Origin of the sequence: Micromonospora deserti (genome assembly GCF_003236335.1) — a bacterium.
Taxonomy (GTDB): Bacteria; Actinomycetota; Actinomycetes; order Mycobacteriales; family Micromonosporaceae; genus Micromonospora; species Micromonospora deserti.
On the sequence record NZ_POUB01000013.1, the window covers coordinates 49,888 to 56,932 of the forward strand.

At 73.9% G+C, this 7,045-nt stretch carries 7 protein-coding genes and 1 tRNA gene; 2 read left to right on the forward strand and 6 right to left on the reverse strand.

The genetic code is table 11. The features are described 5' to 3' along the window. Window positions 1–51: 51 nt before the first annotated feature. On the forward strand, window positions 52–795 hold the full coding sequence (locus tag C1I99_RS03995) for an SDR family NAD(P)-dependent oxidoreductase (RefSeq protein ID WP_111132781.1): 744 nt from the start codon (window positions 52–54) through the stop codon (window positions 793–795). 32 nt (window positions 796–827) lie between these two features. Here C1I99_RS03995 and C1I99_RS04000 read toward each other — a convergent pair whose 3' ends face one another. From C1I99_RS04000 to C1I99_RS04025, 6 genes are all read right to left on the reverse strand, one after another. Continuing rightward, window positions 828–1,625: an alpha/beta fold hydrolase gene (locus tag C1I99_RS04000; protein ID WP_111132782.1), complete on the reverse strand. Its 798-nt coding sequence runs from the start codon at window positions 1,623–1,625 to the stop codon at window positions 828–830. Between the two features lie 187 nt (window positions 1,626–1,812). Next, a tRNA-Val gene (locus C1I99_RS04005) sits at window positions 1,813–1,884 on the reverse strand. An 81-nt stretch (window positions 1,885–1,965) separates the two neighbouring features. Beyond that, on the reverse strand, window positions 1,966–2,433 hold the full coding sequence (locus C1I99_RS04010; protein WP_111132783.1) for a peroxiredoxin: 468 nt from the start codon (window positions 2,431–2,433) through the stop codon (window positions 1,966–1,968). 77 nt (window positions 2,434–2,510) lie between these two features. Further along, the gene (locus C1I99_RS04015; RefSeq protein ID WP_111132784.1) at window positions 2,511–2,948 is read right to left on the reverse strand and encodes a DUF3052 domain-containing protein; all 438 of its coding nucleotides are present in this window, start codon (window positions 2,946–2,948) and stop codon (window positions 2,511–2,513) included. A gap of 112 nt (window positions 2,949–3,060) precedes the next feature. Continuing rightward, window positions 3,061–5,559 carry a thiamine pyrophosphate-dependent enzyme gene (locus C1I99_RS04020; RefSeq protein WP_438941380.1) on the reverse strand — a complete coding sequence of 833 codons (2,499 nt, stop codon included), beginning with the start codon at window positions 5,557–5,559 and terminating at the stop codon, window positions 3,061–3,063. 231 nt (window positions 5,560–5,790) lie between these two features. Further along, window positions 5,791–6,273, reverse strand: a complete 483-nt coding sequence (locus C1I99_RS04025) for a MarR family winged helix-turn-helix transcriptional regulator (protein WP_111132786.1) — start codon at window positions 6,271–6,273, stop codon at window positions 5,791–5,793. Between the two features lie 92 nt (window positions 6,274–6,365). On the opposite strand from C1I99_RS04025, the gene C1I99_RS04030 reads away from it, so the two are divergent. After that, the gene (locus tag C1I99_RS04030) at window positions 6,366–6,953 is read left to right on the forward strand and encodes an NADPH-dependent FMN reductase (protein ID WP_111132787.1); all 588 of its coding nucleotides are present in this window, start codon (window positions 6,366–6,368) and stop codon (window positions 6,951–6,953) included. Window positions 6,954–7,045 lie beyond the last annotated feature (92 nt).

Here is a 7,045-nt window from a genome sequence, read left to right on the forward strand (position 1 = left end):
GGTCCGATCACCGCCAGACCCGCGGGCCGCGCCGATTCAATGATCGTAGGCATGACGACGAAACTGGACGGAAAAGTCGCCCTGGTCACCGGCGGTTCCCGGGGCATCGGGGCCGGCATCGCCCTGCGCCTGGCGCGGGGCGGGGCCGACGTCGCGGTCACCTACCGCGACAGCGCCGACCGGGCGGCGCTGGTGGTGAAGCAGGTCGAGACGCTCGGTCGGCGGGCCCTCGCGATCCGGGCCGACTGCGCCGACCCCGCCGCCGTACGGGACGCGGTCGACCGGGTGGCCACCGAGCTGGGCCGGCTGGACATCCTGGTGAACAACGCCGCGGTGTTCCTGGTCGGACCGGTGGAGCAGCTGAGCGCCGACGAGGTGGAGCGGACGCTCGCGGTGAACATCCGGGCGCCCTTCGTCGCCGCGCAGGCGGCCGCGCGGCACCTGGGCGGGGGCGGCCGCATCATCACCATCGGCAGCAACGTCGGCGAGCGGGCGGTCTTCCCCGGGCTGTCGCTCTACTCGATGAGCAAGACCGCGCTGGTCGGGCTCACCCGGGGGCTCGCCCGCGAGCTGGGGCCCCGCGGCATCACGGTCAACCTGGTCAACCCGGGCCCGACGGACACCGACGCCAACCCGGCGGACGGCCCGAACGCGGCCGCGATCGCGGGCATCACCGCGCTCGGGCGCTTCGCCACCCCGGCCGAGATCGCCGGCACGGTCGCGCACCTGGCCGGCGCGGAGGCCGCGTACCTGACCGGGGCGGTGGTCAACGTGGACGGCGGCTTCACCAGCTGACCGCCCGGCCCGGGTGGGTGGTGGACCGCCGCTCACCCGGGCGGGACCACCGGGTGGGTGAGGAACGGCAGCACCGCGGCCGGCAGAGCCGGCGAGCCCAGGATGTCGTGGTGGGTCAGGCCGGGCAGCACCGCCAGCCGCGCGACGGGCCGGCCCGTACCGTCCCCGCCGGGATCCCGGTGGCCGCCGCCGAGTAGGCGGTAGAACTCGACCAGGTGGGCGGTGGAGACCGAGTCGGCGTCGGCGAAGACCAGCATCGTCGGCAGGGTCAGCGCAACCACCTCGGCCGACCAGTCGTAGTCGCGCCGCAGCAGCTCACCCGACTTCGCCCAGAGCCGCGGCCAGTCCTCCGGTCGGGGCGCCACCCGGGCGTAGACCCGGTGCGCCGGGGTGCCGCGCATCCGCTCGCCGGTCCGCTCGTCATGCCCGGCCATGGCCGTGAGCACCTCCGGATACCAGCCCTGCCGCCGGCAGGGCGCGGACACGACGACCAGCCGCCGGACCAACCCCGGATGCTGGATCGCGACCCGCAGCGCCACCCCGCCGCCCAGCGAGTAGCCCAGCACGTCCGCCCCGCCCAGGCCGAGCCGGCCCACCAGCGCGGCGACGTCGTCGGCCAGCCACTCGTACCGCAGCGGCCGGTCGACATCGGCGGTGCGCCCGTGACCCTGCAGGTCGACCGCGACCACCTGGCGGCGGGCGGCGAGCGCCGGCAGGAGGGCGGCGAACGACTCCACCGCGCCGAACCCGCCGTGCAACAGCACCAGGGGCCGGCCCGAACCGTGCTGCTCGTACCACAGCCGCAGCCCGTTGACCTCCGCGTAGGCCACGCCGCCCCTCCCCGATCCAACCGCGCCGCCCGTCGCCGCGCCGCCCGTCCCGGTGCCACGGCAGGATCAACGGTCGCTTCGAGGGCCGCAGCTCGCTGCGGTCCTGGCTCTACCCGGTGGCCAACCGGACCTGCCTGACCGTCGCCGCGACCCGCGGCCGACCGGCGGAGGGACTACTGGTGGTGGGTGGGCGCGGCAGGTTTCGAACCTGCGACCCCTCGCTTGTAAGGCGAGTGCTCTCCCGCTGAGCTACGCGCCCGAACGCCCGTACGGTGGGCGCCTGAGGTTGGCAAGCTTACCCTGCCGGTGACCGGCCCGGTCGCACGGCGTGCCCGGTGGATCAGCCGGCAACGGCCTCGGTGAGGGCCTTGCGCCAGCCCTGCTGGTCGCGCGCCTCCCCCGGCGTGTTCATCTCGGCGAAGCGGACGACGCCCGCCTTGTCGATGACGAAGGTGCCCCGGTTGGCGATGCCGGCGGCCTCGTTGAAGACGCCGTACGCCTGGGCGACCGCACCGTGCGGCCAGAAGTCGGCCAGCAGCGGGAACTCGTACCCCTCCCGGTCGGCCCAGACCTTGTGCGCGTAGACCGAGTCGACGCTGACGGTGAGCACCTGGACGTCGTCGTTGACGTACTCGTTGAGGTTTTCCTGCACCTCGCAGAGCTCGCCGCGGCAGACGCCGGTGAAGGCGAGCGGGTAGAAGACCAGCAGCACGGCTCGCCTGCCGCGGAAGTCCGAGAGCCGGACCTCCTGGTTGTTCTGGTTCTTCAGCACGAAGTCCGGCGCCTCGGCGCCAACCTCGATCGGCATGCGAACTCCTCGGGTGAGTCGGTGTGGGCATCGCGTGCCACTCCCGGCGCGGGCGGCCGGGCGTGGGACGGCTGGGGCTACTTCTTGCCCTTGGTCCCGCGGCGCAGGACGAGGCGGGCGCCGCTCCAGTCCCGGCCGGCGTTGACCGTCGAGGTCTGCTGGAGGCCGGCGGTGGGTGCGGACTCGGCGATCTCGCTCGGCTCCACGTGCCCCTCGCGCCCGGCCTTGGGCGTGAGCAGCCACACGACCCCGTTGTCGGCCAGCGGGCCGAGGGCGTCGACGAGGAGCTCGAAGAGGTCACCGTCGCCGTCGCGGTACCAGACCAGGACCGCGTCGACCACCTCGTCGGTGTCCTCGTCGACCAGCTCTCCACAGCGGTCGGTCAGGGCGTCGCGGAGATCCTGGTCGACGTCGTCGTCGTAGCCCATCTCCATGACGACCATCCCCGGCTCGATCCCGAACCGGTCCGCCAGGCTGCGTACCCCGTCGGCGGCCTGACCAGCGGTCGCGCTCACTGTCGCGTGCCTCCTCATCTCGTCCCTGCTCGCGGCGCCTGTTCGACGCCGTCAGCCAAAGTCCACACAGTTGCGGCTCCCCGCGCAAGTGGCGCACCGGGTGGAACGGAATTTACCGTGCCAGAAGCGTGCGGGCACCCTGGGTAATGGCTTCCTCGGAGACCAGAACCTGACGCGCCGCCGGACCTAATGGTACAAACGAGTCAACTCCGGCGACCCGCCGCACCGCACCGACGTAGCCGGCGTCCACCAGCGCGGCGATCACCCCCTCGCCGACCCCGCCCGAGCGGCGCGTCTCATCCACCACCAGCACCCGGCCGGTCGCCGCCGCCTCCCGGATGATGTCCGCCACCGGCAGCGGGGCCAGCCAGCGCAGGTCCACCACCCGGCTGCCGATCCCCTCGTCGGCCAGGGCGGCGGCCACGCGCAGCGACATCCGCACCCCGCTACCGAAGGTGATGACCGTGAGGTCCTCGGCCGAGCCGACGCCGTACACCCGGGCCCGGCCGATCGGCACGTGCCCGCTGGACCACGCGCCGGGCTCGGCGTAGCCGGCCAGCCACTCCCCGTCGCCGTCGGCGTAGAGGTCGCGGGTGTGGTAGAGGGCGATCGGCTCCAGGAACACGCAGACGCTGCCGTCCACCGCCGCGCTGGCCAGGCAGGTCCGCAGCATGGGCGCGGCGTCGTCCGGCCGCGCCGGCACCGCGATCACCAGGCCGGGCACGTCCCGGAGTACGGCCACCGAGTTGTCGTTGTGGAAGTGCCCCCCGAAGCCCTCCTGGTACGCCAGCCCGGCGACCCGCACCACCATCGGGTTGCGGAACGCACCCTGGGAGAAGAACCGCATGGTGGCCGCCTCGCCGCGCAACTGGTCCTCGGCGTTGTGCAGGTACGCCAGGTACTGGATCTCCGGCACCGGCAACATCCCGGCCAGCCCGGCGCCGAGCGCGAGCCCGAGGATCGAGGTCTCGTCGAGCAGGGTGTCGAAGACCCGGGCCGCGCCGAAGCGGTCCCGCAGCCCCTTGGTGACCCCGTACACCCCGCCCTTGACGCCGACGTCCTCGCCGAAGACGGCCATCTGCGGGTGGTCGAGCATCCCGTCGGCGAGGGCGGCGTTGATGCTCTGCGCGAGGGTCAGCGGCCCGGCCAGCTCGGGCGGCTTCCCACCGAACGCCTCGGCCCGTACGCCCGCCCCCGGGCCGCCGGCCCGGGCCGCCGCGTCGGCCACCGCGCGGGCCACCCGCACCGGCCGGCGGGGCGCCAGCGGGGTGACCACCTCGGCCGGGCTGGTCAGCTTCGGCTCATCCAGCACCTCCTCGGCGATCCGCCGCACCTGCCAGCCGATCTCGTCGTAACGGGCCAGCAACTCCTCTGAGGTGGCGACGCCGGCCGCCACGAGCAGCCGGGCGGTGCCGGCGAGCGGGTCGCGGGCCAGGTCGGCGGCGATCTCGTCGGCGCCGCGGTACGCGGTCTCGACGTCGGCGCCGGCGTGCCCCATCAGCCGCACCGTCGACAGGTGCAGCACGGCCGGGCGCCGGTGCCGGCGCACCCAGGTTGCCGCCTCGGCCGCCACCTCGTACGCCCGCACCGGATCGCCGCCGTCCGCGGCGAAGTAGCGGATGCCCGGCTTCGACCGCAGGGTCGTCTCCACCCACTTCCTCGGCGAGCGGACGCTGATGCCGAGGCCGTTGTCCTCGCAGACGAAGAGCACCGGGATGCGCAGGCCGGTGTGGTCGTACCAGCCAGCGGTGTTGAACGCGGCGGTGGCGCTGGCATGGTTGACCGACGCGTCGCCGAAGGAGCAGACCACGATCGCGTCCGGCGGCCAGGGCGTGTCGGATGCTCCCCCGCCGCCGATGCGCACCCCGTCCCCGGTCCGCCGGACGGTCTCCAGCCGCCGCAGCCGCTCCACCGCCAGCCCCATCCCGACGGCCCGGGGCAGGTGCGAGGCGATGGTGGAGGTGGTCGGCACGATGGCCAGGTCGGCCCGGCCGAAGACCTTGTGCCGCCCCCCGGCGATCGGTTCGTGCGCCGAGGCGACCATCCCGCGCAGCACGTCCCGGGCGGCCTCGGCGTACGCCCCGACGAGGGGCCGGCGCACGGCCCGCCGGGCAGCAATCCCCACATCGGGCCCGGCGGGACCGGCCGGGGCCGCACCGCCGCCGGCGGCCGGCTCGCCGGCGGTGGACGGGCCGGTGGCGGTGGACGGGCCGGTGGCGTTGGACGGGCCGGTGGCGGTGGACGGGTCGGTCGCGGGCCGGATGGCACCGGCCGAGCCGGTGCCGTCGGCGGGTGCCGAGTCGTCGCCGGAGACGCCGTCGGGAGGTGGCGTGCGGTCGGAGCCCGGGTCCGTTCCCGGCCGGGCGGCGGTCTGCCGCCCGGCGTCGGCGCCGGATCCCCCGTCCCGGCGGTGGTCGTCCGCGCCGGGAGAACCGGTCCACTCCCCGGCCGCCTGGGCGGCGCGCACACACCAGAAGGCGCCGGAGCGGTAGTGCAACAGGGCGGGGTCGGTGGGGCGCAGCGCGGCGGCGACCACGGCGTTGCCCTCGTGGCCGGCCGAACCGATGGTGTAGAACCCCTCGCCGAAGCTGCGCAGCCACCGCCCGGCCAGGTCGAGCTGGCGGCTGGTGGCCTGCGCGTCGAAGAGGTCCAGCAGCTGGGCGCCGGTGAGCGCCGCGCCGTCGGTGACCGGCTCGGCCGGGTCACGCGGCCGCTCGGGCACGGCCAGCGCGGCCAGGGCCTCCCGGAGGCGGTCGTCGAGATCGTGCGGGGTGGTCACGTCGGACAGCATTACCGACGAGGGCCCGCCGCGCCCAGTCGGACACGATCCGCCCGGCGCGGGTCACTCCGGCCCGCACGCCTCCGGGCAGCCACCGTCGGACACCTTCCAGACCAGCTCACGCAGGGTGGCCAGCTCGCCGGCGGTGAGGCCGGCGAGCAGTCGCGAGTCGGACATCACCCCGTGCACCCGGGCCCTCATCCGCCGGCCGGCCTCGGTCACCACCAGCGTCTTCTGCCGCCGGTCGGCGGGATCGACCCGCCGCTCGACCAGGCCCGCCTGCTCCAGCTTGTCGACCAGGGTGGTCACGTTGGAGCGGTCGCAGCGCAGCTGTTCGGCGAGGTCGCGGGCGGGCAGCGGACGGTCCGGATCGAGTTCGTGCAGCGCACGGGCGACGGCCGGGGTGAGCCCCAGCTCGGCGATCTCGACGTCCTGGTAGTGCCGCATGGCGGAGGCGATGTGCATGATCCGGCGCACCGCGTCACCGGCGACGCCGGAGCGGTCGCCACCCAGCTCGGATCCGGCGGTGGGGACGGGATGCGCCATGGCTCACATCCTACTTGCGGTTCAATGGTTGAGTAGCTCTATTGTTGAGCTGCTCACGCAAATCGTGATGAGTTCCTTCCCAAGGAGATCCCATGCCCGACTTCTCGGTCCTCGCCATCTCCGGCAGCCTGCGCGACGCGTCGTTCAACAGCGCACTGATCCGGGCCGCGCAACGCCTCGCCCCGGCGGGCCTGACCATCGAGCCGTACGACGGCCTGAGCGCGATCCCCGCCTTCAACGAGGACATCGAGCCGAAGCCACCGGCGGCCGTTGTCCACCTGCGGGAGCGGATCGCGGCGGCGGACGCCCTGCTCATCGCCACCCCCGAGTACAACTACGGCGTGCCGGGCGTACTGAAGAACGCTCTCGACTGGGCGTCCCGGCCAAGCTTCCCGGTGACGTCGTGGGTCTCGCCGCTGGCGCACAAGCCTGTCGCGATCATGGGTGCGGCGCCCACCGGCATGGGCACCGTCCGCGCCCAGCTCCAGCTCCGTCAGCTCTTCCTGTGGACCGACTCCGCCGTGCTCAGCAAGCCGGAGATCATCGTGACCAACGCGCACGAGAAGCTCGATCGCGACGGCACGGTCAAGGACCCGACCACCGAGTCCCTGCTCCACACCCTGCTCGACGCCCTGGTCACCCGCATCCGCATCACCCAGCTCGCCGCCACCGCCGCCTGAACCCCACCCATCCCCCAGTCCGTTGATCATGAAGTTGCCGCTCGGACACGCCGGGTGGGGTGACAACAACTTCGTGATCGACGGGCTGGGGG